Source organism: Pseudoalteromonas sp. S3785, from assembly GCF_005887365.1.
In the GTDB taxonomy this organism is placed as follows: Bacteria; Pseudomonadota; Gammaproteobacteria; order Enterobacterales; family Alteromonadaceae; genus Pseudoalteromonas.
The window spans coordinates 1-24,502 of the sequence record NZ_PNCT01000076.1 but is presented as its reverse complement, the minus strand read 5'-3'; the positions used below and the strand labels follow the sequence as shown (position 1 = coordinate 24,502).

The window sequence follows — 24,502 nt, the reverse complement described above, 5'->3', positions numbered from 1 at the left end:
ACTAGGGCGGGTTGATCTTTGTGGATTGAAATTTGGTCAATCTAGGCGCGATTAAATCGCGGCGTGAGGATTGTAACCTAGTGGGCTAAGTAAAAACCGAGTAAAGCTTCCGCGTCCTGCTCACGCCCTTACCTACATCCATGTAGGCAACAAAGAGTAAATGGCCCCTGGGCAGAACCCTTTGGGCAGCGCCTGTTTGGCATTTATACGTCGTTATCGCCTATTTATGGGGAAGAACCACACTACATAGGCTCTGCCTTGCCTAAATACCAAACAGACTGCTGTAAATTCAACCTCGAAAGGTAAACAGGCCCTAGTAAATAGCGCAGCCATAGCTGCGCTATTTTTGTTTTAGTTACTCAACTAGTTCACTTACTACAATTGGGCTGTTATGCAGGGTTTTATGCACTGGGCATTTATCGGCTATTTCTAGTAGGCGTTGGCGCTGTGCTTCAGTTAAGTCGCCGCGTAGGGTAATTTTACGAGTAATGGCCTCTAGGTTTTGCGTGCATTCGCCGTTGTCGCAATCTTGGTAGTAGTCGCGGGTGTGTTCAAGTTCTACTTTTACATGGTCAAGCGGCAGCTTTTTTAAGGTTGCATACATACGCAATGTCATTGAGGTGCATGCGCCTAAGCCTGCGAGTATATGGTCGTATGGATCGGGGCCTAAATTACTGCCCCCTACCTTTAATGGCTCATCTGCAAGCCATGTATGATCTTTAGTACTTACGTGCTGAGTAAATATGTGGTCTTTTTCTTCAACCAGTACTTTGCCGTTTTCTAATTTTGCGCTGTAGTTACTTTGCTCATACTTAACGTAGCGGTTTGCCCAATTAGCAATGAGCGTGGCTGCGTACTCGGCATCGTCTTTATTGCTTAACAGGTGGTCGGCGTTATCGAGGCTGATAAAGCTTTTAGGGTGCTTGGCAGATGCGTAGATTTTCTCGGCTTCTGAAATATTAACCGTGGTATCAACAGGGGAGTGCATAACTAAAAGCGCGCGTTTTAATTTTCCTATGTGGCTACGGTCGTACTTTGCTATATCCTCTACAAACTGTTTTTTTATGGTAAATTCGCGCCCAGCTAAGCTCACTTTTGCCTCGCCTGCAGCGTTAATTTCATCTAAGTGGGCTTCAAAGTTATGTGCAACATGTTTTGCATCTGAAGGGGCGCCAATGGTTGTAATAGCCGATACTTCAGGAATATGCTCTGCAGCAGCCAGTACGGCAGCGCCGCCTAAGCTGTGGCCAATTAACAGTTGTGGTGCGTCAAAGTGTGTGCGCAAGTGATCGGCTGCGGCCACTAAATCTTGAATATTGGATGAAAAGTTACTATTTGCGAAGTCGCCGTCACTATTACCAAGACCGGTAAAATCAAAGCGCAGTACGGCTATACCTTGTTGGGTAAGGGCGCGGCTTATTCGTGTGGCGGCAGCAATATCTTTACCACAGGTAAAGCAGTGTGCAAATAAAGCATAAAACTTTACATCTCCTGCTGGGCGCTCAAGCTGGCCTGCCAGTTCTAAATCGCCGCTTTTAAAAGATACTTTTTGTCGCATAGAAGAGCCTTAGTGTTTCATGAAAATACATTACAATAATAGATAAGATATAAGCACTAATGAGTGCAATTTCAATGTTTTTTATACTTTGATCTCGATCAAGTAAGTTGTTCACTAATTCACCTTGCGGACATTTGTCCTTATGTTTTTGGGGTGGTTTGTCTATCCTCGCACAGCGCTATAATTAAGGCTTTGCTACTTTATTTTGGCATATTAGCTATATTTAAAGCGGCACTGTTCTTACAACCTATTCACTGGAACGTACAATGCAATTACCTACTGTTGATTATAAAGCTCCCGATGCGGCTGCTCAATTTGTTGAATCGTTAAGAAACACCGGTTTTGGTGTATTAAAAAATCACCCAATCCCGCAATCTTTAGTTGAGTCTATTTACGAAAAATGGCAAGACTTTTTTAATTCAGAGCAAAAGCACGACTTTTTATTTTCTAAAGAAACACAAGACGGTTATTTCCCGCCTTCTGTCTCTGAGGTAGCTAAAGGCTTTACAGTTAAAGACATTAAAGAGTACTTTCATGTTTACCCTAAAGGTCGCGTGCCTGCAGAGCTTGAAGCCGACGTACGTGAGTACTACCGCTTAGCTAACGAATTTGCAGCAACGCTTTTAAGCTGGGTTCAAGCAGAGGCACCAGCCGATGTACGTGCTAAGTTTTCTATCGATTTAAAAGACATGATTGCTGATTCTGAGCAAACATTGTTACGTATTTTACATTACCCGCCAATGACAGGTGATGAAGAGCCAGGTGCAATTCGCGCTGCAGCACATGGTGACATTAACTTATTAACAGTGTTACCGGCATCAAACGAGCCAGGCCTGCAAGTTCAAAAAACTGATGGCGGTTGGTTAGATGTGCCATGTGACTTTGGTAGCTTAATTATTAATATTGGTGACATGTTACAAGAAGCGTCGGGCGGGTACTTCCCATCGACTATTCACCGTGTAATTAACCCAACGGGTAAAGCGTCGACTAAGTCGCGTATTTCTTTACCGCTGTTTTTACACCCACGTCCTGATGTTGTGCTTTCTGAGCGCTACACTGCAGACAGCTACCTACAAGAGCGTTTACGCGAGCTAGGCGTTAAATAATAGCTGCTTTTTAAATGGCATCTATTCAAAAGCGGCTTTTTAGCCGCTTTTGTTGTTTTACATAACCCATTGGGTTATCCCCCCGCTGCGATTTAATCGCCCCTAGGTAGTACATATTTTAATTTAATAAAAACGTGCCTGCTTTAATGCCATCGTGCTGTTTTGTATTGCTATTCGCTTTTTTGCGATAGGAGCTTATTTGGCAAAGTGAATATTTCCATGCATTTCTAAGTTAGTTGCGTATAATGCGCCCTTGGCCGGTTTGGCCTTTATTTTATTGAGAGATTTTATGAGTTTTGATGGTTTAGGTTTATCACAGTCTTTAGTTAACGCGGTTTTAGAAAAGGGCTATGAAACGCCAACGCCTATTCAGGCTCAAGCAATTCCTGCAATTATTGAACGTCGCGATGTAATGGCGGCCGCACAAACAGGTACAGGTAAAACCGCCGGTTTTACGTTACCGCTAATTGAGCTGTTATCTAAAGGCAATAAAGCAAAAAGCAACCACGTACGTGCCCTTATTTTAGCGCCTACGCGCGAGCTGGCTTTGCAGGTAAGCGAAAACGTTGAAGAATACGCTAAGCACTCTGATGTAAGTTCGTTTGTAGTGTACGGCGGCGTAAAAATAAACCCACAAATGCAGCGCCTTCGTAAAGGGGTTGATATTTTAGTGGCAACGCCAGGGCGTTTAATTGATTTACATAATCAAAACGCAGTTAAGTTTGATAGCGTTGAAGTACTGGTACTTGATGAAGCCGACCGCATGCTTGATATGGGGTTTATTCACGACATTAAACGCCTGATTGCTAAAATGCCACCTAAACGCCAAAACTTAATGTTTTCGGCCACGTTTTCAGATGATATTCGTGCGTTAGCAAAAGGGCTAATTAATGACCCTGTTGAAATATCAGTTGCGGCAAAAAACACCACGGCTAAAAGCGTAACGCAAAGCGTTTATGCGGTTGATAAATCGCGTAAAACAGCTTTGTTAAGCCATTTAATTCGTAGCAACGATTGGCAACAAGTATTAGTGTTTAGCCGTACTAAGCACGGTGCTAACCGTTTAGTTAAACAACTCGAGCGTGACGACATTGCAGGCGCTGCTATTCATGGTAATAAATCACAAGGTGCCCGTGTAAAAGCATTAGATGGCTTTAAAAGCGGTGAAGTACGTGTACTTGTAGCGACTGATATAGTGGCACGTGGTCTAGATATTGTTGAACTACCGCATGTGGTTAACTACGACTTACCAAATGTATACGAAGATTATGTGCACCGTATTGGTCGTACAGGCCGTGCTGGTGCATCTGGGCATGCTATTTCATTTGTAACAGCCGATGACGCTGCTGACTTATACGGTATTGAACGTTTTATTGGTGAGCTTATCCCTCGCGCTGAAGAGCCTGGGTTTGAACCAACTAGCCCCGTACCTGAGCGCGCATTAGATGCGCGTCCAATTAAACCTAAAAAGCCTAAAAAAGCAAAGCAGCCGTTTAACAAACCTAAGTCTGATAAGCCGAACGGTAAAAAGCCTAACAATGGCGGCAACGGTACAGGACCTCGCCGTGGTGGCTCTAAAAAACCAGCGGCTAAAACCGATGATAATGCACAAAACCCATGGGCAAAGCGTCAATCAGTGGGCGGTAATGGCCAACGCCGTCGTCGTGCAAATAATAACGATTAATCATTATTAATGATTGTATTGGCCTTTAATTAAACGCCAATAAAAAAACGCGCTACCTTTTAAAAGAAGTAGCGCGTTTTTTATTATCTGAAATTTACACTTACCGAATCAACGAATCAACGAATCAACGAATCAACGAATCAACGAATCAACGAATCAACGAATTAACGGCTAAACCTACAAACAAGGTAACACTTACACTTAATAAGGTACCAAGCATAACGTACTCGGTGAGCTTTTTATCTTTACTGGCACTTAAATCACCAAACCTAAATACCGACTTGGCTGCAAGCAAAAAGCCAAGCCCCGCAAATTGATCAAGTAATATAAAGCTCAGCATTAATACGCGCTCTAGCATACCAATGCTTTGTCCGGCCAGTGGCAAACTCCCTTCGCTAGAAAAGTTAGCGGTGAGCCTTTCAAGCATCATTCTTATAAATACGGCGCTTGGGCTTAATATAATTAAATATCCGCATACAACCCAAAGTACTTTCGGGTTAGTGGCAAGTGCGCTTACGTACGCAATTAAACTTTGGTTATCAGTTATATAAATACACAGTGTTATTATTACCGTTATATGCGCTATTTGGTCGAGTAAAAAGGGCACAACCCCTTTATTTGAGTAAGACTTAGCAATATCTATTAGGTAGTGGCTAAGCATAATTGCCACTGTGGAAAATAACACGGTACTTAGTTGTTGCCAGCCATAGCTATACTCCCAAAGCGCTAAAATAATGGCGCTCACCACACCGTGAACTAATACATGCAGGTAAAGTTTTTTAGCTTTAAAGTGATGGGTGTTTCTATCGTTTACCCAGCTCATTGGTTGTAAAAAAAAGTCACTGACTAGGTGGCCTATAATCAATGCCACTAATAATAACGAAAACCCCATTACTCACTTCCTTTTGAAATCGTGGTTATGACCTGCTTAGCATGTATTATAAAGCGCTCTATTAGCTGATAATTTGCTAGGTTTAATAACTTAGTCACGTTTTCGCGACTGGTATTGAGCTCTTTTGATAAAGCTGCATGGCTGTTATCGGCTTGAGTTAAATACACGTATAGCGCATTAGCTTGTTTTTGCGTTATTTTGCTAAGCAAAGTATCTACAAAGGCAAGGTTAAGGCTAAAGCCTTCATCTAGGCTGTGCTTTGCTACCTGTAAAGTAAAGCGCTGGTTGGCTATTTTATCAAGGCCTTGCCCAGAGAGCACAAAGGCCGAGCCGGTGGCTGTTTTTATATCACTGCGTGGGTTATCTACCTCGCCTAAGGCCATGCTTTGGCGTAGCTCATAACCTGCCGACTTTAAATGCAAATAAATAATAATAGCGGTTTTTATTAATTGCTCACTTTGGTTTATTTGTAGCTGAAAGGCATCGCCTCGGTACATGGTCCACAATGATGATTTGTCACAATTTGCACGCAAACTTTGCGCTAACTGATAAAGCATGTCATCGTATTGTTGCTTAGGTATTTTTTGCGATTTAATTATATCGCCGCTGATCACACCAATCATAAAAATCCAAAAAGTAACTTAATGCAGTTACATAAAACCAGGTAACCAAATTTGGTTACATTTAATTAAGTAACCAATTTAGGTTACTTAAAACAAAATTGCAAGGCTCACTCGTTAATAGCTATTTATTTCAGCTACGCTGAATTGTGAGTACTTAAGGAAACAAATGACTTTACAAAACGATCAGCAAACTAGTAAGCCACGAGTCGGTATTTTTGTTGATGTACAAAATATTTATTACACGTGCCGCGAAAGTTACCGTAAAAACTTTGATTACAATGCATTTTGGGCGCTTATGAAACAGCAATACTCAATAGAGTGCGCGTTCGCGTATGCTATTCACCGTGGTGACGAAAAACAAAACCAGTTTCAAAATATTTTGCGTGCTATTGGCTTTGAGGTAAAACTAAAGCCGTTTATTCAGCGCCGTGACGGCAGCGCAAAAGGGGATTGGGATGTAGGCATAACCATAGATATGCTAGAGCAAGGTAAAAACCTCGATAAAGTTATTTTACTCTCTGGTGATGGCGACTTTGCTTTATTGCTCGGGCATTTAAAAAATCAATACAATGTACCATGCGATGTGTACGGCGCCGATAAGTTAACCGCTGAGGTGCTTAAACAAAGTGCTGAGCAGTTTCACTTAATTGATGACAATTTGCTACTTTAAAGCGTGAAATATAGCAGCTAAGTGCCTGCAACATGAGAGTTTTTAATAAAGAGCCTATAAAGCTAATATAGGCTTTTTTTATTACTGTAATAAATTGGGTTTACTTAGCGGTTATGGTAATTTTACGACATACCATGTTATTGAGGACTCACATGCTTTATTACAGCGACATGCCTTTGGACCGCGGGTCTAATTTTCGTAAAAACGCTGCGTGGTTAAACGCACAAATGTCGGCACAAAGTAAGTGGCTTTTGGTGAATAATAACCACACTTTGCTTTATAAAGACCCCGCTCAGGTGTGCTACTTAACGTATCAGCAAATTGCCCATTTAGATTTATCAAACGCTATTTATTTAGGCTCAAATACCGAGCAACAAGGTGTGTTTGCATTAGATGTTTCAGCTATACACGACGACGAACTCAATCACGTTATAGGCGACGCACAGTTTATTGATATACGTCAATATGGCCCTCTGCTTGATATACAAGATGGCTCTATAGCCGCTTTAGCCCGCGGTTTATGCTATTGGCATGCAACGCATAGTTTTTGTGGGCGTTGTGGCAGTAAAAATACATTAGTAGAGGCAGGGCACTCACGCCTATGTGAAAACGAGCACTGTAAACACCCTACATTCCCACGAACCGATCCGGCCGTAATAATGGTGGTTACTAAAGTATTTGAAGATGGCGTAGAGCGCTGTTTATTGGGTCGCCAAGCAATATGGCAACAAGGCATGTATTCGTCATTGGCGGGTTTTGTAGACCCAGGTGAAACACTAGAGCAAGCTGTAGCGCGTGAAGTAAAAGAAGAGGCGGGCGTTGATGTTGAAAATGTACGTTACATTGCTTCTCAGCCATGGCCTTTTCCTTCATCTATTATGCTAGGTTTTATTGCAGAGGCTAAAACTGAACAAATAAACGTAGATAAAGACGAATTAGACGATGCTAAATGGTTTACTCGCGAAGAAGTGAGGGCGTTTGGCAATATGGGCGATGAAGGCGATCATTATAAACTCCCGCGGGTCGATTCAATTTCGCGCTTTTTAATTGAACAATGGCTTACAAATAAGGTTTAAGGATTAATAATGTCGAGCAAAAATAAAAACACGCAGTTAGTGTCATCAGGGCGTAAAAAAGCCTATACCCATGGTGTAGTAAATCCTGTGGTGCAACGTGCCTCTACGATTGTATTTGATAGCGTGGCCGATTTAAAAAACGCGGCTAAAACCCGCGGCGATAAAACTTTATTTTATGGTCGGCGTGGCACAAGTACGCATTTTTCCCTGCAAGAAGCGATTACTGAGCTTGAGGGCGGCGAAGGCTGCGCGCTTTACCCATGCGGTGCAGCGGCAATAAGCCAAGCGTTATTGTCGTTTGTAAAAGCGGGCGATCACATATTAATGGTTGATAACGTGTATGAACCAACGCGTGATTTTTGCGATAAAATTTTAGCAGGCCTTGGGGTAACAACCACGTATTACCCCCCGACAATAGGCGCGGGTATTAAAGAGTATATTCAGCCAAACACAAAGGTGCTATTTTTAGAATCGCCAGGTTCTATTACCATGGAAATACAAGATGTGCCTGCTATGGTTAAAGTAGCCAATGAGCATAATATTATGACCATGCTAGATAACACCTACGGCAATGGCTTGCATTACCGCCCACTTGAGCACGGCGTGGATATTAGTATTCAAGCAGCAACTAAGTACATTGTTGGCCATTCTGATGTAATGATGGGTGTCGCAGTGGCAAATAAAAAGTACTGGCCAATTTTGCGAGAACAGTCGTATTTATTAGGGCAGTGCACTAGTGCCGATGATGCTTATTTAGCGCTTAGAGGTTTACGTACAATGGCGGTGCGTTTAAACCAACACGAAAAGGCGGCTATAGAGGTGGCAAAATGGCTTGAGCAACATGAGTTAGTTGATCATATTCGCCACCCTGCATTTGAAACCTGCCCTGGGCATGAATTTTTTAAGCGCGACTTTGATGGCAGCAATGGGTTGTTCTCATTTGTAATGAAAACCGGTAACCAAAAAGCTATAGATGCATTTTTAGATAGCCTTGAGCATATTAAGATGGGTTTTTCGTGGGGCGGTTTTGAAAGCCTAGTGACGGCTAATTTAACCATGAAAGGGCTTCGCTCTAAAACCGGTTGGGATTTAGGCCCAGTGATCCGCTTACATATTGGCCTTGAAGACGTTGATGATTTAATTAACGACTTAAGCCAAGCGCTTAAAGTATATCAGCAGCATTTATAAAATTTGGCCAAAATAAACAGAGTTTGGCCTGTTACATTTAAATGGTTTGTTACAAAGCTCACTTAAGGTGAGCTTTTTTTTGCTGGTAATTCAAGGTGTTTACACTTACTGTGGTTATATTACGCTTAATTTTAAAGCATGAGCAACGTCATTAAGGAAAGCCAATGGCAACATCATCATTACTAAACATAGGGCGATTAACCCAAATAGCGGGCTTTGAGCTAGTACGTATGTTTTTAACTAAACGCGGCTTAATTGCTATGGCCGCTTTTGCGCTAGTTTGGTTATTAATATTGCGCTACCCAATAGGGCAAGCAGTTAGCATTATTAGTGCACCTGATTTTGAACAAATGGTGCGCGATATTTCAGGCAGCATTGGCCTAAGTAAGTTACTTGATTGGCCTGAAGCCGAATTTGCTATGTACTGGCTGGTTGCTTTGTATAGCTTTCCGCTGTTTGCTATTTTTATATCAAGCGATCAAACCGTTGGCGATAGAGAGCGTGGCACGCTAAGGTTTATATCGCTGCGCGCTACGCGCTTTGAAATTTTATTTGGCCGTTTTTTAGGGCAACTTGGTGTATTGGCGTGTTTATTAGCTATAACCCTTGTTGCCACACTAGGTGTGCTTGGTTATAGAGATCCCAGCTTGTTAATGGGCGGCTTTATGCGCGCACTTTCTATTTTTATGGTCATGGTAATAGTGCTTAGCCCATTTGTCGCACTAATGTGTTTAATAAATACTTTTGCTCGCTCATCACGTTTAGCCATTGTATTGGCTATTTTATATTTTGCTGGTGGTGGCATTGTTGTAGGAATATTGGCATGGCAGGTACCGGCTTTAAATGCGCTCGATTATATATTCCCAGGTGTTAACTCTGAGTTATTAGCGGGACAAAACTTACCTTTATTAAGCGCATTAGGTGTACCACTTATACAAAGCGCTGTATTTATCGCTATTGCACATAAAATATTTACAAGGAGTTCGCTATGAGCTTATTAATAAAAGCCAGCGGCTTGAGTAAATCGTATGGCGCAAAGCAAGCACTTAATAATGTGAACTTTGAAATTAGTAAAGGTGCGCCAGTTGCGCTAGTGGGCCCCAATGGTGCCGGTAAAACCACATTATTTAGTTTATTGTGCGGCTATATTAACCCAAGCCATGGTGAGCTGAGTATTTTAGGACATAAGCCTGGAAGCGCTGCATTGTTTAACCAAGTGAGTGCATTGCCACAAGATGCGCAGTTAGATCCACGTTTTAATATAGATAAGCAACTGGCGTTTTATGGCAAGTTACAAGGTATGGGTGCTAAACAAAGCCATAATGAAGCGCTGCGCGTACTTGATTTAGTTGGCTTAAAAGAAGTCGCTAAACAGCGTGCGGGCGATTTATCTCATGGTATGCGAAAACGGGTAACCATAGCGCAAGCGTTGATTGGCGCGCCAAAAATAGTGATGCTTGATGAGGCCACAGCAGGGCTTGACCCTATTCATGCCAGAGAGGTGCGCGAGCTGGTATCAAGCTTAAGTAGCGAGGCCACCTTTATTTTAAGCTCGCACGATTTAACAGAGCTTGAGCGCCTATGCTCGCAAGTTTTGCATTTAGATCAAGGCATTCTGAGTGAGCATCAAACTAAAGAGAATAATACCGATACACACTTTTATACCTTAATGCTCAGCGAGGCGTATCAAAATGTTGAGCAGCAACTACAAGCGTTAGCTGGTGTAAGCCGTGTGTATATGAGCCAACACAAAGAATACGTGATTGAGTACCAACCAATCGGTGAGCCACTTGATATTGCTTTATTAAACTTTTGCCATCAGCAAAATTGGCAATATAGGCAGTTGGTAAATGGCCACACATTAGAAAATCAAATATTTAAGCAGGAGAAAGTATAATGGGACTACTCAGTGGTTTAATGGGTAACGCAAGCGAAGTAGATGATTCTGATTTAGAAAAAGTGCTTGCCAATACGCTAATAGATGGCGAACAAGTAGAAAAAGCCTATAAGGTGATTCGCGATATGTTTATTTTTACTAATAAGCGTTTAATTTTAATTGATAAGCAAGGTATGACCGGCTCTAAAATGGAAATGGTGAGTATTGCTTACTCTAAAATTACTAAGTTTAGTAAAGAAAGTGCAGGGCATTTTGACTTAGACGCCGAGCTTAAAATTTGGATAGGGTCAGATCCAACGCCTATTAGTAAAGAATTTAAATCGGGCGATAATATTAATGAGGTTTATCGTGTAATTAGCCAGCATGCACTTTAAATAATGCACATGTTTTAAGTAGTTGTTGACTATATGTTGCAACTACTTTAAATTTACAGTTTCTTACATCTCCTTACAATTAACTTAATAAATACAATTAGTTAATTAAGTTTTCATTCAGTTTCCCAGCGTTAGCATGTTCCCACTTTAGTCAATGAGCTAAAGCATAAAAGCAATGCACAAAGGGAAGTCTTACAATGAAAAAATTAGCAGTTATTATTTCAAGCATTTTATTATCTAGCACTGCGGCTGCTGCAGACAGCTACAATTCAATCAGTAATTTAAGCTATAAAGATAGCGATAACAACGATACCGTTGCTGTAGACTCTATCTACTATCTTTCTCCTAAAAAAACGTTAGGTCCGTACGATCAGTTTGAATACATCAATAAGCAAACTAACGTATACGGCAGCTACGCTGATGACGACTTTGGCGATTTAACGAATGTTGGTGGTGAGTACTTCATTAATGAATTTTTAGTAGGTGCTTCTTACGAAAACCTTGACCCAGACACGGGCTCTAACGGTGAACTTTACAAACTAACCGGTGGTTACTTTTTCAACCCTGACTTACTAGCAAAAGTAACACTTGTTGAAAACAAAGACGGTGATGACTTTGCATTATTTGATTTAGCATACAACCACATGCTAAACAGCACAGACTACGTAGGTGTAACACTTACTGCAGATGACGATTTTGATTACCGCGCCGTTGCAGCTAAATACTTTATTGACTTACAACAAGGTAATTTTTTAACGTTTGAAGGTAAATACGAGAGCATTGAGGATGCAGAAAACCAGTGGGTAGCAGAAACTAACTACTACTTCTCAAAAGCAACCTCGGTATTTGCTAACTACAACAAGCAAGATACATACAGCTTTGGTGCTCAGCACTTCATTAATAAAAACATTGGTCTTAAAGTAGGTTACGAGAACAATGCAGATGACTCTGATAACGATGCATACTTTGCAAACATGCGTTTTCAGTTTTAATTAAGCCCTGTACTTAATTAAAAGCAAAAAGCCCGCTACTATAGTGGGCTTTGTTGTTTTTAACTTAAATAAACCGTAATAAAAGTATTATCAAGTGCAATTACGGCTTTTGCTCTGCTCATCTAAGTTAATTTTTAAAATTAAAAATAATTTTTTAAAAAATGAAAAAAATATAACTGAAGAAAGTTACATTGGTGAGATTTATCGAATAGTTAAGTTGGATTCAGTTTAGCGATAGTTTGTACCTTAATTGTTACTTTTTAGGTTTAAATGATGACACATAACTCTTTGATAGATTTAAGGTGCATTTTATATTTACATTTATTCGAAACTGTTAACAATGTGAGTGGCTAGTATAGAGTTTAATTTGTTCGCTCATTCATTTTTTGTTCATTTTATACTGTTAGGATGCGCCCCGACTTTGGCTAGAGAGCCTAAGCATAGACAATAAGATTTATAGGGAATTAAAAATGAAAAAATTAGCCGTTATCATTTCGAGCATTTTATTATCAAGCGCTGCAACCACTGCAATGGCTGCGGATACTTACCAATCAATCAGCCATGTAGGATACGTGGATGTAGATGGTGATGACACTGTAAGTGTTGACTCAATTTATTATTTCTCTCCAAAAGCGACATTAGGTCCTTACGATCAATTTAAGTACATCAATAAGCAAACAAATGTTTATGGTTCATACAGTGATAATGATTTTGTAGATGTTACTAACATTGGCGGTGAGTATTTTGTACAAGATTTCGTATTAGGTGCACAGTACAATAATTTCGATACGGATTTTGGCTCAAGCACAGACGTAATTGAACTTTCTGCTGGTTACTTTTTTAACCCAAACCTTGTATTAAAAGCAACGTTTGTAGATGTAGAAGATGCTGACAATCAGTTTGTGTTTGACCTAGCATATAACCACGAACTAAACAGCACTGATTATATCGGCTTTACAGTAACAGCAGATGATGAGTTTGACTACCGTGCAGTAGCAGCAAAGTACTTTGTTGATTTACAGCAAGGTAACTACTTAACTGTTGAAGGTAAGTTTGAAGATGTTGATGGCGGTTCAAGTAACTGGGAATTAGCATCTAACTACTATTTCAGTAAAGCAACATCAGTATTTGTGACAGTTAACAAGAACGATGATTACACTTTTGGTGCTCAACACTTCTTCAATAATAATGTTGGTTTAGAAGCAGGTTACGGCAATAACTGGGATGATTCTGATTACGATGCTTACTTCGCAAATCTAAGCTTACAGTTCTAATTTAACTAAAAATTAGAATATGAATAAAAAGCCCGCTCATTTGAGCGGGCTTTGTTGTTTTTAATGTTTGAGCTTAATTATATTACCAGCCGCAATTACGGCCTTTGTTTTGCTCATCTAAATAGCGTTGCAGCGGTGCAAAGTAATCAAGCATGGCGGTTGCATCCATTTGCGGTTTGCCTGTAATCGTTTCAAGGGCTTCTTGCCATGGGCGAGATGAGCCCATTTCAAGCATTGCGTTTAGTTTTTCGCCTGCTTCTTTTGAGTTATAAATAGAGCAGCGATGAATAGCTTTATCGTTACCGGCGATTTCACATAAACTACGGTGAAATTCAAACTGTAAAATATGCGCTAAAAAGTAACGTGTATAAGGAGTGTTGCCTGGTACGTGGTATTTAGCACCAGGGTCAAAGTCATCTTCGCTACGTGCAATAGGCGCTTTCACACCTTGGTATTTTTCACGTAGTTCCCACCATGCTTTATTATAATCTTGTGGCTTTACTTGCCCTGAAAATACCTGCCAGCGCCATTGATCAACCATTAAGCTAAAGGGCACAAAGGCGACTTTATCTAGCGCCATTTTCATTAGTAAGCCAATGTCTTTTGACTCATCAGGTACTTGCTCTAGTAAGCCAATTTCCTTTAAGTAACCCGGTGTAACCGAAAGAGCGATGGTGTCGCCAATGGCTTCGTGAAAACCATCGTTGGCACTTTCTTGATAAAATAACGGCTGTTTGTTGTAAGCTCGCTGATAAAAATTGTGCCCTAGCTCATGGTGAATAACAGAAAACTCTTCGCCGGTGCGTTGAATACACATTTTAATACGTAAATCGTCTTTGCTATCTATATTCCAAGCTGAGGCATGACACTGCACATCTCTGTCTTTTGGTTTTACAAACAGTGAGCGCTCATAAAAGGTCTCTGGCAGTGGCTCAAATCCCATTGAGGTAAAAAAGGTTTCAGCCCCTTTTACCATTTTAAGCTCGTCGTAATTATTTTTAGCTAATAGCTCGGTAACATCGTAACCCGGATCGGCGTTTTCTGGCGCGACTACATCGTAAATGTTACCCCATGCTTGTGCCCACATATTTCCTAATAAATGCGCAGGAATAGGCTCATCTTGTGGCACTTTGTCGGTGCCGTATTTTTCACCTAATTTAGCACGTACATGGCAGTGTAGGGAGTTATATAGTGGTTTTACTTGCCCCCAAATGCGGTCAAGCTCGGTTGTAAAGTCATCGGCGGGCATATCGTACTTGCTGCGCCACATTGCGCCGGTATCTGCATAACCTAGCTCTCTAGCGCCTTCGTTTGTTAGGGTTACTTGTTGCTCGTATAGTGGGCGCATAGGTTTTGAAATCTGACGCCACCCTTGCCATAAATCAAGTAGCTCGTTGTAATCACGGCTGGTGGCCATTTTTGCGGTCATATCACCAAGGCTTAAACAGCTGCCATCGTCTTTACAATATTTACCTTTACCGTATAAACCACCTAGCTCTGCCACAATAGTTGAAAGCTGAGCTGTTTTTTCAGCGTCCTGTGGAGCGGGTAACGTAAGCGCGAGTTTAAGTTTATTAAGCTTGCGACGTGCATCGTAATCCAGCGCTAAGTCGTCAAATTGGGCTGCCTGATTAGCTAAACGTACGACCGACTCTGTCATTTTACGATTAACCTCGGCAGATAACGCCGAGGTGTCGTGTGTTATAAAATTTGCGTAAATCCACTCAGCGCGGCTCGACTCTAGGTAAAGTTCGCTCAGCTCTTGCTCGGCTTTGGCAATAAACGCATTGGCATCTTGTTTTGTAAGAGAAGACTCTGATTGTGCTGAATCGGTAGTGTCTATGGCTATTTCAGCTTCGCAGGCGCTCAGCGCTAATGTGCTTGCGACTATTAAGGCGCTCATACTTAATTTAAAGCGTGGTGTGTTCATTGTATTCCTTTGGTTTATTATTATTAAGAAAGTGATAATAGCAGCGATGTTTAAAACAATGAAATTAATACGTTAAGGCGTGTGGCACATCGCGCAATGATTGTATTTAAACTAAGATGGGTCATAATTAAGTTACTATTTTCATTCAATGTAAAAGGAATGTGCTCATGTCGGTATTTATAATATTGCTGGTCGTGGTGGTGGTTATTTTTGCAGTCAAAGATATTCGCCTCAACCTGATCAGCCGTCCTACGTTTAAAATGTTTAAAAAGGTACTTCCGCCGCTCTCGCAAACTGAGCGAGAGGCAATGGAAGCCGGCGATGTATGGTGGGATGGTGAGCTATTTAGTGGTAACCCAGATTGGCAAAAACTGCATAACTTTCCTAAACCTGAGCTTAGTGCTAAAGAAAGTGACTTTATGGATAATGAGGTTAACACGCTACTGGCGATGCTAGATGATTACCAAATTGTACAAAAAGACAAAGACCTGCCAAAAGAAGTCTGGGATTACTTAAAAACAGAAGGCTTTTTTGCGCTGATCATTCCTGAAAAATTTGGTGGGAGAGAGTTCTCTGCCATTGCTAATTCAACCATAGTGTCAAAAATTGCCACAAAAAGCTTAACTGCGGCTGTGACGGTTATGGTGCCTAACAGCTTAGGCCCAGGCGAATTATTACTACATTACGGTACAAAAGAACAACAAGAGCGCTGGTTACCAACACTTGCTAACGGTAAAGATGTGCCGTGTTTTGCACTTACTGGCCCAGAAGCGGGCTCTGATGCGGGCAGCATTCCTGACTCTGGTGTAGTGTGTAAAGGCCAGCATAATGGTGAAGAGGTAATAGGCCTGCGTTTAAATTGGTCTAAGCGCTATATTACACTGGCGCCTATTGCAACTGTACTTGGCCTTGCTTTTAAAATGTATGACCCCGATGGGCTACTTGGTGATGAAAAAGAGCTTGGTATCACCTGCGCACTAATTCCTACCGATCACGAAGGGGTAGAAACCGGCGAGCGCCATTATCCATTAAATATGGCATTCATGAACGGGACTACTTACGGTAAAGATGTATTTATTCCACTAGATTGGATTATTGGTGGTGAGCAAGGTGCAGGACGAGGCTGGCGTATGCTGGTTGAGTGTTTAAGTGCTGGGCGCGGTATTTCATTGCCAGCACTGAGTACGGCAACAGGGCATTTAGCGTCAAAAATGACCTCTGCTTACGCCATGGTGCGCCAGCAGTTTGGTGTATCTATTGGCCAGTTTGAAGGTGTACAAGAAGCACTAGCCCGTATTGGCGGATTAACATATACACTTGAGTCAGCACGGTTAATGACTGCCGGTGCCATTGATTTAAAATTAAGCCCCTCGGTGGTGACCGCCATCGCAAAATACCATATGACCGAAATGGGCCGTACGGTAATGAACGATGCAATGGATATTCACTCAGGTAAAGGAATACAAGTGGGCCCTAATAACTATTTAGCCCATGGTTATATGGGCATTCCGGTATCTATTACGGTTGAAGGGGCTAATATTTTAACGCGTAACTTAATGATATTTGGACAAGGTGCCACCCGTTGTCATCCGTTTGTGTTAAAAGAAATGGAAGCTGCCGCAATGGAAGACGACGATGCAGCACTTGATCAATTTGATAGTTTATTGATGAAGCATATTTTATTTGCAGCCAGTAATGCAGGCATGGCTTTTGTGCATGGCTTAACACGTAGTTGTTTTGCTAAAGCGCCCGTGTGTGGTGCAACCGCTGTTTACTACAAACAGCTAAGCAGAATGAGCCGTGGCCTTGCTTTTACAACCGATGTAGCCATGTTGGTACTTGGTGGCGAGCTAAAGCGTAAAGAGATGATTTCAGCGCGTTTAGGTGATGTACTAAGTCATTTATATTTAGCGTCTACAGTGTTAAAGCGCTTTGAAGACGAAGGTCGTCAGCAAGCTGACTTACCGTTTGTGAAATACGCAATTGAAAACTCATTGTATGAAATTGGCCAAGCGTTTGATGGCTTTTTCAAAAACTTTTCAAACCCGGTGGTTAACTTTTTACTTAAACGCATTGTGTTTCCGCTGGGGAATCATTACCACAAGCCAAGTGATGAAACAGCCCAAAGTATTTGCGAGCATATGACGCAACCAGGGGTGTTTAGAAACCGTTTAACGCACTTATGTTATGTAGATGAAAATGCGGGCACGGGCGTGATGGAAAATGCTTTTTTAGCGATGCACGATATGCAAACACAGTTTAAAGACTTAAAACAATGGCAGCGAAAAGGTAAGGTACCTGCGACACTGGATATAGAAGGCGCGATTAATTATGCGTTAGAGCAAGGCTTTTTAGAGCAAGCTGATGCCGATGCAATGCACCATACCAATAAACTAAGAAAACAAGCCATTGCGGTTGATAACTTCCAACCTGGTGAGCTTTGATCAAATTCACATTTAGCTAAAATGCAAAAGGCCTCGTATGTGAGGCCTTTTTTATAATTGAGTATTTGCAGCTCGCGTTTAGCGTGCGTAAGGATCTGCCACTATTTTGTCTATATACCATTTCCCTTTTTTACGAAGCATTTTTACGCTGCGCATATCGTCAATTTTATCGCCATTAAAATAACCGGTAAAAATTAGATTTATTTTGGCGTTATCACCATATTGCTCGCGCACACTCATATTGGTCATATCGACTTCAATCACAACTTCATCGTATTGTAGGTTGACTAAGTTTCGGGCAAATTGTTTAGCGGTGCCGTAAGATTTCATTATGCGGCTGAGGTTTGGGGTGGCCATTGTACTGGCTTTTTGTAAATCTTTTTGATTGTATAACGCATCAAAGTAGGCAGTGGCTGTGTCGCCGGGTGAGTCGCCCAGTGTTTGCACGTTATCGCCACAAGCGGTTAAAAATATGCAAACTATAAAACTTAAATAAGTTGTTATTTTTTTCATGGTGTATTTTTTTAATTAATTTTTTAAAGTGTGTGATTAATTAAACAAGATGTAAAGCAGCACCGCGTAATAAATAGAAAATCGAATCATAAATAATAAAAAAGGATGCCATAAGCATCCTTTTTAGTATCTCAAGGAGAGAAGTTTACTGTACTAATTCTTGCTCGCTAAATTGTTCAGCAAACATTGGGCTTGATAAGTAACGCTCCGTTGCACTTGGTAAAATTACCACAATGTTTTTGTCCGCGTTTTCTGGTTTTTCAGCATAGCGTTTAGCGGCAACAACCGCTGCGCCCGAAGAAATACCTACTAAAATCCCTTCTTTTTTCATTAGTTCATGAGCCATTGCAATCGCATCTTCGTTTGATACTTGCTCAGCAGCATCAATCACACTTAAGTCAAGGTTACCAGGAATAAAGCCAGCGCCAATGCCCTGTATTTTATGTGGACCTGGTTTAACTTCTTCGCCTGCAAGCGTTTGGCTAATAACGGGTGAATTAGTTGGCTCAACTGCAATCGCTTTAACATCTAGGCCTTTTTCGTTTTTAAGGTAACGACTAACACCTGTAATAGTACCGCCTGTGCCTACGCCTGCTACAAAAAAGTCGATATTGCCATCAAGTGCTTCAAAAATTTCTGGACCCGTTGTTTCAAAGTGAATTTTAGGGTTAGCTGGGTTTTCGAACTGTTGTAATAAAATGTATTTTTCTGGATCGGTTGCTTGAATTTCTTTTGCTTTTTCGATTGCGCCATTCATACCTTTAGCACCATCTGTCAGCACTAAGTTAGCGCCTAATGCTTTTAATAGTTTGCGGCGCTCTAAGCTCATTGTATTGGGCATGGTGAGTGTTAATTTGTAACCACGTGCTGCTGCAACAAATGCAAGGGCGATACCTGTATTACCCGATGTAGGTTCAATTAGTTCTTTACCTTCAACAAGCTGACCTGATTTTTCAGCTTCCCAAATCATTGATGCACCAATACGACATTTAATACTAAAGCTAGGATTACGCGATTCTACTTTAGCGTAAACGTTACCGCCTGTTACGCGATTAAGTTTTACCAGTGGTGTATTACCAATGCTTAGTGAGTTATCTTCAAAAATAGTAGACATAATGTTCCTTTGGATACAATCTGATCAATGTGTTAATAGCCTTTGCTATTAACTATATAAATACACTTTACTGCGAGTTTAAAAAAACTAAAGTAAAGTTTGGCTATAACATATATCTATTGAGCTTATAACTAGCCGAAATAAAAATTAGTTATTATTGTTGCTTTAGTTATTAAGAATGCGGGCTTATTTTTAAATTTAAAGAGTAAACCTTGTCACTTAGTTAAAAAATGCGTGGGATAGGCTAATAATCGAGACGATTTTGTGTGTTATTTGTGCACATGAATATAACTTGAATACTTTTATCACACAACGCGTCTAAAACATGTTAAAAACACACTATCTATATTCAATTCAACTAAGCAATCACAATGAAGTTAATCTTAAAATTAATTGCCGGTATTGTGGCCGGTATTTTAGTCGGGCTTTATGTGCCTCTCACTGGTGTTGAGCTTTTATTTACTATTAAAGAACTTATTGGCCAGCTCATATCTTTTACCATCCCATTAATTATTTTATTTTTTATTGCTTCGGGAATTGCTGGCTTGCCTAAAGGGTCAGGCCATTTATTAGGTAAAACAGTTGGCTTTGCTTATAGCTCTACAGTAATTGCAGGTACGCTTGCATTTTTACTGGTAAGTGCGGTTATCCCACTTTTAAGTGGAAATATTACATTTGAAGCTGAAGTAGCTACAGAAATTGGCAGTTTTATTGATTTAGAAATCCCACCGCTGATGGGGGTAATGACAGCCCTTGTGACTGCGTTCGTATTTGGCATAGGCATGAGCCAACTTGAGTTAGAAACACTTAAAAAAGTGTCTGATCAGGGTCGCGATGTAATCGATGCATTATTATCTAAAGTAATTATTCCAGCGTTACCATTTTATATAGCGGGTGTATTTGCAGAAATGACCGTAGCTGGTACCGTGGTAGATACACTGCAAACCTTTGGTGTTGTGCTTATTGCAGCACTTGTTATGCATTGGCTGTGGTTAACCGTATTGTATGTTTCTACAGGGTTACTGCTTAAACGTAACCCGTTGGAGTTAGTTAAAAATATGCTGCCTGCTTATTTTACAGCGTTGGGGACAATGTCGAGCGCGGCTACAATTCCAGTTTCGTTGCAATCAAGTAAAGCTAATAACGTAAAAGAAGATGTAGCAAACTTTACCGTGCCACTGTGCGCTACCATTCACTTATCGGGTTCTACCATTACGATTGTGACGTGTGCAATGGCCGTAATGTTTTTATCGCCAAGCATGGAAGTACCTTCTTTAATGGGGATGCTGCCGTTTATTATGATGTTAGGGGTAGTCATGATTGCAGCGCCAGGTGCACCTGGCGGAGCAGTAATGTCGGCGCTGGGCTTATTAACCAGCATGCTTGGCTTTAACGAAGGGGCTGTTGCATTAATGATTGCTCTTTACCTTGCGCAAGATAGTTTTGGTACAGCATGTAATGTTACAGGCGATGGTATTATTGCCCTTTGGGTAGACCGTTTTAGCGAAAAAGCAGCGTCATAAAAAGCTAAAGTACTGGTTTTTAGCAGTAGTAAAATAATGCTAAAAGATGAGTAAACCTAAAGCGAAGCAATAATATTAGTTATTGTTTCGCTTTAACTGTGGTAATGTGGCAAATTAGATTGTTTGTCGCGTATTGTTAGGTTAATGAGGGTATTACATTGATTAATGTGCTTTTAGTTGATGACCATGAGCTGGTACGAACTGGTATAAAACGTATATTAGATGACGTACGTGGTTTTAAAGTGGTAGGCGAAGCTAAAGATGGAGAGGCTGCGGTACAGTTTTGTCGCCAGCACGCACCTAATATTGTATTAATGGATATGAACATGCCTGGTATGGGCGGCTTAGAGGCTACTAAAAAGATTTGTCGCTATTGCCCAGACGTAAAAATTATTGTGCTTACGGTTAATTGCGAAGACCCATTTCCATCAAAAGTGATGCAAATTGGCGCGCATGGCTTTTTAACCAAAGGTGCGGGTTCTGATGAAATGGTTCGTGCTATACGTTCTGTTCATGCGGGACAGCGTTATATAGCCCCTGAAATTGCACAGCAAATTGCCCTGGCGCAAGTAACAGGGCGTACCGACGAAAACCCTTTTCAAAGCTTATCTGAGCGCGAGCTACAAATTATGCTCATGATCACCAAAGGTGAAAAAGCACAAGATATTGCTGAGCGCTTAAATTTAAGTTCAAAAACAGTAAATAGCTACCGTTACCGTATGTTTGAAAAATTAAACGTAGGAGGCGACGTAGAGCTTACTCATTTGGCTATTCGCCATAAAATGATTGATATAGACGTATCTCACTAATTTTTTAATTTATGTCTGAATTCGATCACGCCCAATTTTTAAAAACGCTATCAAGTGAGCCGGGTGTATACCGTATGCTTGATAGTGAACATCAAGTTATTTATGTCGGTAAAGCTAAAAACTTAAAAAAACGGGTAAGTAGCTACTTTAGATCTAATCTAACCGACAGCAAAACCCGTGTGTTAGTGAGTAATATTTGCGATATTGAAGTGACGCTCACAAACACCGAAACCGAAGCGCTACTGCTTGAAAACAACCTTATAAAAAAATATCAGCCGCGTTATAACATTTTATTACGTGATGATAAGTCATACCCCTATATATTACTGACCAGTCATAAACATCCGCGTTTAGCTTTTCATAGAGGCAGCCGCAAGGTAAAAGGCGAGTACTTTGGGCCTTTCCCAAGCGCTGGTGCAGTGTCAGAAAGTTTGCGTTTAATGCAAAAAATATTTCCGGTTCGTCAGTGCGAAGATGCCTATTACCGTGCCAGAAGCCGTCCGTGTTTGCAGTATCAGCTAAAGCGTTGCTCCGCACCGTGTGTTAATAAAGTGACGGAGCAAGAGTACGCCGAACAAGTTGATTATGTACGTAAGTTTTTAACGGGCAAGTCGCACGAAGTAATAGCCGATTTAATAAAAAAAATGGAAGCGGCGAGTAAAGATCTTAACTTTGAGCTTGCAGCAAAAGTGCGTGACCAAATCATGCTGCTTCGCAAAATGCAGGAGCAACAGTCTATTTCAGGTAATTTTGCTGAAATGGATGTGGTGGGTTTTGCACACTTAAATGGACTAAATGGGATTCACTTATTAATGATCCGCGATCATAAAGTGTTAGGCAGTAAAACCTACTTCCCTAAGGTGCCTAAAGATTCAGGCCAAGAGGAAATACTCACTTCGTTTTTAGGGCAATATTATTTAGCGCCGGGTGCGACAGGGCGCATAGCAAAAGAAATTATTTTACCGTTTGAGATTGAAGAAAGTAGTGCATTGAGTGAAGCCCTTACGCAAATTAGTGAGCGCAAAGTATCGCTTAAAGTGGTTACCCGGGGAGAGCGAGCACAATACCTCCAGCTTGCTAATAAAAATGCACTAAACAGCATTACCGTAAAACAAAGTACGCAAGATTCTATAAACAAACGTTATGCACAATTAAAAGCGACCCTAGGGTTAGATGATATAAACAGAATGGAATGTTTTGATATCAGCCACACCATGGGAGAGAACACAGTAGCCAGTTGTGTTGTATTTGATTCGCAAGGGCCAAATAACAAAGAGTACAGGCGTTACAACGTGACAGGTATAACCGGCGGTGATGATTACGCGGCGATGGAGTTTGCACTTAACAAGCGCTATAACAAAGTGGTAGATGAAGATAAAATTCCTGACGTTATATTTATTGACGGTGGTAAAGGGCAACTAGGCCGTGCTGAGCAATACTTTGCTACGTGGCCACATGCTAAAATGCCGTTGTTAGTGGGTGTAGCAAAAGGCACAAGCAGAAAGCCAGGCCTTGAAACCTTATTAATAGATGGCGGGCGAAAGACGATTCCTATGGATTCGGATGCGCCAGCGCTTCATTTAATCCAGCATATACGCGATGAATCGCATCGATTTGCCATTGCAGGGCACCGTAATAAGCGCCAAAAACAGCGCACGCAATCATTATTAGAAGAGATCAACGGAGTAGGCTCTAAGCGTCGCCAAACATTATTAAAATATTTAGGGGGCATGCAAGGGGTAAAAGCTGCTAATATAGAACAGTTAAAAAAAGTTCCTGGGATCAGTCCTGACATGGCTGAGAAGATATTTAACCATTTGCATGACAAGGGCTAGCCCTTCATGCGAATATAGAAAAAAAGACATATCCAAGTAGTTATGTGGAATATTCCAAACACACTCACAACCTTTAGACTTTTTCTTATCCCCATATTTTTGGTGATATTTTACTTGCCTTATAGCTGGGCGTTTTTTGCTGCCGCTTTTATTTTTTGGCTAGCATCAATTACCGATATACTTGATGGCTATTTAGCGCGAAAGCTAGAGCAATCTACGCCTTTTGGTGCATTTTTAGACCCGGTAGCCGATAAGGTTATGGTGTGTGCTGCACTTGTTGCGCTCTCTGATCATTATCAGTCTATGTATATGACAATCCCCGCGCTTATTATTATCAGCCGTGAAATAGTGATCTCTGCATTACGCGAATGGATGGCCGAACAAGGTAAACGTGGCAATGTAGCAGTATCAAATATGGGCAAAATAAAAACCGCAGCGCAAATGCTAGCGATTATTGGCCTGATATGGCAATTTGACACGTGGATGGTCTATTTAAGTTTTGCCTTATTGTATATAGCCACCTATTTAACACTGAGTTCTATGGTGCAATATTTAATGGCCGCATGGAGTGAATTGACCAAAAATTGATTGTAAACGTCTAATAACGCACCGTTTTAGATAAAAAATAATCAAACAGTTCAAAAGTGGCATTTTTTGTGTTGACGCGTTTAATAATCTCTGTAGAATGCGTCCGTGTTGAGAGGGCATAGCCCCTAAGATAAAGAAAACCAAAGTTACTTAATTACCAGCGCAAACATCGCAAGATGTTGAATAACGCAGATAATTAAATAATAATGCGGCACTAGCTCAGTTGGTAGAGCGCGACCTTGCCAAGGTCGAGGTCACGAGTTCGAGCCTCGTGTGCCGCTCCAAGTTTTCATTAGGTTGTCCAACGGTTTGGCGGAATGGCAGAGTGGCCATGCAGCGGATTGCAAATCCGTCCACCTCGGTTCGACTCCGGGTTCCGCCTCCATTCAACACTCCACATGCTTTAAATAGC

Annotated in this window: 21 protein-coding genes and 2 tRNA genes; 17 read left to right on the top strand and 6 right to left on the bottom strand. The window is 41.1% G+C overall.

From position 1 onward, the window contains the following. Positions 1 to 355: 355 nt before the first annotated feature. Complete coding sequence (locus tag CWC17_RS16860) at positions 356 to 1,558, bottom strand: bifunctional alpha/beta hydrolase/OsmC family protein (protein WP_055017271.1); 1,203 nt, start codon at positions 1,556 to 1,558, stop codon at positions 356 to 358. 266 nt (positions 1,559 to 1,824) lie between these two features. On the opposite strand from CWC17_RS16860, the gene CWC17_RS16855 reads away from it, so the two are divergent. Together CWC17_RS16855 and CWC17_RS16850 are read left to right on the top strand one after the other, a co-directional pair. Continuing rightward, the gene (locus CWC17_RS16855) at positions 1,825 to 2,664 is read left to right on the top strand and encodes an isopenicillin N synthase family dioxygenase (protein WP_055013875.1); all 840 of its coding nucleotides are present in this window, start codon (positions 1,825 to 1,827) and stop codon (positions 2,662 to 2,664) included. 289 nt (positions 2,665 to 2,953) lie between these two features. Next, positions 2,954 to 4,348 carry a DEAD/DEAH box helicase gene (locus CWC17_RS16850; protein ID WP_138542650.1) on the top strand — a complete coding sequence of 465 codons (1,395 nt, stop codon included), beginning with the start codon at positions 2,954 to 2,956 and terminating at the stop codon, positions 4,346 to 4,348. A gap of 148 nt (positions 4,349 to 4,496) precedes the next feature. On the opposite strand, the gene CWC17_RS16845 is transcribed toward CWC17_RS16850, so the two are convergent. Then, positions 4,497 to 5,240, bottom strand: a complete 744-nt coding sequence (locus tag CWC17_RS16845) for a DUF3307 domain-containing protein (RefSeq protein WP_138542649.1) — start codon at positions 5,238 to 5,240, stop codon at positions 4,497 to 4,499. Continuing rightward, the gene (locus CWC17_RS16840; RefSeq protein ID WP_138542648.1) at positions 5,240 to 5,863 is read right to left on the bottom strand and encodes a hypothetical protein; all 624 of its coding nucleotides are present in this window, start codon (positions 5,861 to 5,863) and stop codon (positions 5,240 to 5,242) included. The genes CWC17_RS16845 and CWC17_RS16840 overlap by 1 nt, the downstream gene beginning before the upstream one ends. A gap of 166 nt (positions 5,864 to 6,029) precedes the next feature. Between CWC17_RS16840 and CWC17_RS16835 the strand changes: the two genes are divergently transcribed. From CWC17_RS16835 to CWC17_RS16800, 8 genes are all read left to right on the top strand, one after another. Continuing rightward, a complete protein-coding gene (locus CWC17_RS16835) occupies positions 6,030 to 6,533 on the top strand; it encodes a LabA-like NYN domain-containing protein (RefSeq protein WP_055013872.1) in 504 nt (167 codons plus the stop codon). A gap of 152 nt (positions 6,534 to 6,685) precedes the next feature. Continuing rightward, positions 6,686 to 7,609, top strand: a complete 924-nt coding sequence (gene nudC, locus CWC17_RS16830; protein WP_138542647.1) for an NAD(+) diphosphatase — start codon at positions 6,686 to 6,688, stop codon at positions 7,607 to 7,609. A 9-nt stretch (positions 7,610 to 7,618) separates the two neighbouring features. Next, positions 7,619 to 8,797 (top strand): cystathionine beta-lyase, encoded by a 1,179-nt coding sequence (locus CWC17_RS16825; RefSeq protein ID WP_138614171.1) that lies wholly within the window; start codon positions 7,619 to 7,621, stop codon positions 8,795 to 8,797. A 164-nt stretch (positions 8,798 to 8,961) separates the two neighbouring features. Beyond that, complete coding sequence (locus CWC17_RS16820) at positions 8,962 to 9,789, top strand: ABC transporter permease (RefSeq protein WP_138542645.1); 828 nt, start codon at positions 8,962 to 8,964, stop codon at positions 9,787 to 9,789. Further along, the gene (locus CWC17_RS16815) at positions 9,786 to 10,694 is read left to right on the top strand and encodes an ABC transporter ATP-binding protein (RefSeq protein WP_138542644.1); all 909 of its coding nucleotides are present in this window, start codon (positions 9,786 to 9,788) and stop codon (positions 10,692 to 10,694) included. Before CWC17_RS16820 ends, CWC17_RS16815 begins: the two co-directional genes overlap by 4 nt. Then, on the top strand, positions 10,694 to 11,068 hold the full coding sequence (locus CWC17_RS16810) for a PH domain-containing protein (RefSeq protein WP_004589518.1): 375 nt from the start codon (positions 10,694 to 10,696) through the stop codon (positions 11,066 to 11,068). The genes CWC17_RS16815 and CWC17_RS16810 overlap by 1 nt, the downstream gene beginning before the upstream one ends. A 197-nt stretch (positions 11,069 to 11,265) precedes the next feature. Beyond that, complete coding sequence (locus tag CWC17_RS16805) at positions 11,266 to 12,060, top strand: putative porin (RefSeq protein ID WP_138614169.1); 795 nt, start codon at positions 11,266 to 11,268, stop codon at positions 12,058 to 12,060. Between the two features lie 470 nt (positions 12,061 to 12,530). Continuing rightward, positions 12,531 to 13,334 (top strand): putative porin, encoded by an 804-nt coding sequence (locus tag CWC17_RS16800; RefSeq protein ID WP_138614167.1) that lies wholly within the window; start codon positions 12,531 to 12,533, stop codon positions 13,332 to 13,334. Between the two features lie 82 nt (positions 13,335 to 13,416). On the opposite strand, the gene CWC17_RS16795 is transcribed toward CWC17_RS16800, so the two are convergent. Then, the gene (locus CWC17_RS16795; RefSeq protein ID WP_138614165.1) at positions 13,417 to 15,264 is read right to left on the bottom strand and encodes a M2 family metallopeptidase; all 1,848 of its coding nucleotides are present in this window, start codon (positions 15,262 to 15,264) and stop codon (positions 13,417 to 13,419) included. A gap of 167 nt (positions 15,265 to 15,431) precedes the next feature. Here CWC17_RS16795 and CWC17_RS16790 point away from each other — a divergent pair, with 167 nt between their 5' ends. Continuing rightward, on the top strand, positions 15,432 to 17,708 hold the full coding sequence (locus CWC17_RS16790) for an acyl-CoA dehydrogenase (RefSeq protein ID WP_138614163.1): 2,277 nt from the start codon (positions 15,432 to 15,434) through the stop codon (positions 17,706 to 17,708). A gap of 78 nt (positions 17,709 to 17,786) precedes the next feature. Here the strand turns inward: CWC17_RS16790 and CWC17_RS16785 are convergent, their stop codons facing one another. Together CWC17_RS16785 and cysK are read right to left on the bottom strand one after the other, a co-directional pair. Next, positions 17,787 to 18,221, bottom strand: coding sequence for a hypothetical protein (locus tag CWC17_RS16785; RefSeq protein ID WP_055013864.1), 435 nt, complete (start codon positions 18,219 to 18,221; stop codon positions 17,787 to 17,789). A 145-nt stretch (positions 18,222 to 18,366) separates the two neighbouring features. Next, the gene (gene cysK / locus CWC17_RS16780) at positions 18,367 to 19,335 is read right to left on the bottom strand and encodes a cysteine synthase A (RefSeq protein WP_138614161.1); all 969 of its coding nucleotides are present in this window, start codon (positions 19,333 to 19,335) and stop codon (positions 18,367 to 18,369) included. Positions 19,336 to 19,706: 371 nt separating this feature from the next. Here cysK and CWC17_RS16775 point away from each other — a divergent pair, with 371 nt between their 5' ends. From CWC17_RS16775 to CWC17_RS16750, 6 genes are all read left to right on the top strand, one after another. After that, positions 19,707 to 20,858: a dicarboxylate/amino acid:cation symporter gene (locus CWC17_RS16775; RefSeq protein ID WP_055017281.1), complete on the top strand. Its 1,152-nt coding sequence runs from the start codon at positions 19,707 to 19,709 to the stop codon at positions 20,856 to 20,858. 158 nt (positions 20,859 to 21,016) lie between these two features. Next, on the top strand, positions 21,017 to 21,667 hold the full coding sequence (gene uvrY / locus CWC17_RS16770) for a UvrY/SirA/GacA family response regulator transcription factor (RefSeq protein ID WP_004589511.1): 651 nt from the start codon (positions 21,017 to 21,019) through the stop codon (positions 21,665 to 21,667). An 11-nt stretch (positions 21,668 to 21,678) separates the two neighbouring features. After that, entirely contained in the window at positions 21,679 to 23,502 is a 1,824-nt protein-coding gene (uvrC, locus tag CWC17_RS16765; RefSeq protein WP_138614159.1) for an excinuclease ABC subunit UvrC, read from the top strand. A 42-nt stretch (positions 23,503 to 23,544) separates the two neighbouring features. Further along, complete coding sequence (gene pgsA / locus CWC17_RS16760; RefSeq protein WP_055013860.1) at positions 23,545 to 24,090, top strand: CDP-diacylglycerol--glycerol-3-phosphate 3-phosphatidyltransferase; 546 nt, start codon at positions 23,545 to 23,547, stop codon at positions 24,088 to 24,090. 208 nt (positions 24,091 to 24,298) lie between these two features. Then, positions 24,299 to 24,374 (top strand) — tRNA-Gly (locus CWC17_RS16755). 27 nt (positions 24,375 to 24,401) lie between these two features. Next, positions 24,402 to 24,475 (top strand) — tRNA-Cys (locus CWC17_RS16750). The last annotated feature ends 27 nt before the right edge of the window (positions 24,476 to 24,502 follow it).